This is a genomic window from Roseateles sp. (assembly GCF_031397715.1).
Lineage (GTDB): Bacteria > Pseudomonadota > Gammaproteobacteria > Burkholderiales > Burkholderiaceae_C > Paucibacter_A.
The window spans coordinates 1-1,931 of record NZ_JANNMI010000334.1 but is presented as its reverse complement, the minus strand read 5'-3'; the positions used below and the strand labels follow the sequence as shown (position 1 = coordinate 1,931).

The 1,931-nt window shown below is 64.3% G+C and carries 2 protein-coding genes; both read left to right on the top strand.

The window, feature by feature from the left end:
* Positions 1-183 (top strand): glycogen/starch/alpha-glucan phosphorylase (locus RMO57_RS14670; protein ID WP_310387839.1); only part of this gene is annotated, 183 nt, incomplete at its 5' end.
* A gap of 5 nt (positions 184-188) precedes the next feature.
* Positions 189-1,931, top strand: a 1,743-nt coding sequence (glgB, locus tag RMO57_RS14665) for a 1,4-alpha-glucan branching protein GlgB (protein WP_310387837.1), incomplete at its 3' end; no start/stop codon positions are given.

Here is a 1,931-nt window from a genome sequence, read left to right as displayed (position 1 = left end):
CTGTTGATGGCGGACTTCGCCGCTTATGTGGACAAGCAGTTGGAAGTGGATGCGCTCTATGCGCAGCCCGAAGCCTGGGGTGAGAAGGCGATTTTGAATGTGGCCGGCATGGGGGATTTCTCCAGCGACCGCACGATTGCCGAGTACGTTGACCGCGTTTGGTCGGTCGCCAGCCTGGGCTGAACGCGATGTTGGCGCTCGCGGAACAGATCAGCCAGCAAGACCTGACCCTGTTGGCGCAAGGGCTGCACCCGCGGCCGTTTGAAGTGCTGGGCGCTCACCCGCTGGACAGTGGCGGCGTTCGCTTTGCCGTTTGGGCACCGAACGCCAGTGCCGTCAGCGTCGTGGGCGACTTCAACCACTGGGACGGCAGCCGCAACGCCTTGCAAGCGCTGGCGCAAGGCGGCATCTGGGCGGGCTTTGTGCCTGCCGCCGCCGTGGGCGATTTCTACAAATTCGAGCTGTTTGATGCCGGCGGCCAGCGCTTGCCCTTGAAGGCCGACCCGTTTGCCTTTGCCATGCAGCTGCGACCCGACACGGCCAGCATCGTCAGCGCCTTGGCGCCTCGCAAAGGCCTCACGCCAGCGCGCGCGGCCGCCAATGCGCGTTCGGCGCCGATCTCCATCTACGAAGTGCATGCCGCGTCCTGGCGGCGCGGCGCGGCGCAGTTCCCGACCTGGGACGAGTTGGCCGAGCGCCTGCCGGCCTATGCGGCCGACATGGGCTTCACTCATCTGCAGCTGATGCCGATCAGCGAACACCCATTTGATGGTTCCTGGGGCTATCAAACGCTGGGCCTGTATGCGCCCAGCGCGCGCTTCGGCCCGCCCGAGGGCTTGGCCCGTTTCGTGGCGGCCTGCCATGCGCGTGGCCTGGGGCTGCTGCTGGACTGGGTGCCGGCGCATTTCCCCTCGGATGCCCATGGGCTGGCCAACTTTGATGGCACGCAGCTGTATGAATATGCCGACCCGCGCGAGGGCTTCCATCGCGACTGGAACACGCTGATCTACAACTTTGGCCGCAACGAGGTGCGCCAGTTCCTGGTCGGCAATGCCTTGTATTGGATCGAGCGCTGGGGCGTCGACGGCCTGCGCGTTGATGCGGTCGCGTCCATGCTGTACCGGGACTACTCGCGCCCGACCGGCGAGTGGATTCCCAATGTCGACGGCGGGCATCAGAACTATGAGGCGATCGCGCTCTTGCGCCGCATGAATGAGCAGTTAGGCAAGCATGCGCCCGGCACCATCACGGTGGCCGAGGAGTCGACCAGTTTTCCCGGTGTCTCGGCACCGGCCTCGGCCGGTGGCCTAGGCTTCCACTACAAATGGAATATGGGCTGGATGAACGACACGCTGGCCTATATGCGTGAAGACCCGATTCACCGGCGCTGGCACCATGACAAGATGACGTTCGGCTTGGTCTACGCGTTCAGTGAAAACTTTGTGCTGCCGCTCTCGCATGACGAGGTCGTGCATGGCAAGGGCTCGATGTTGGGAAAAATGCCCGGCGACGCCTGGCAGAAGTTCGCCAATCTGCGCGCCTATTACGGCTTTATGTGGGGCCATCCGGGCAAGAAGCTCTTGTTCATGGGTCAGGAGTTTGGCCAGCCGAGTGAATGGAATCATGACGCCGAGTTGCCTTGGGAGCTGCTGGAGCAGCCCGCGCACGCCGGGCTGCAGCGCCTGGTGCGCGATCTCAACCAGCTCTACCGCCAGCAGCCGGCGCTGCACCGGCTTGACTGCGAGGCGGACGGGTTTGAGTGGTTGGACGCGGCAGACGAGGAGCAATCGGTGTTGGCCTGGATGCGCAAAGATGGCTCGGCCCCGCCGGTCTTGCTTGTTTGCAACTTCACCCCGGTGCCGCGTCTGGATTACCGCCTCGGCGTGCCGGCCGGCTTTGCGCAATGGCGCGAAGCGCTCAACACCGATGCC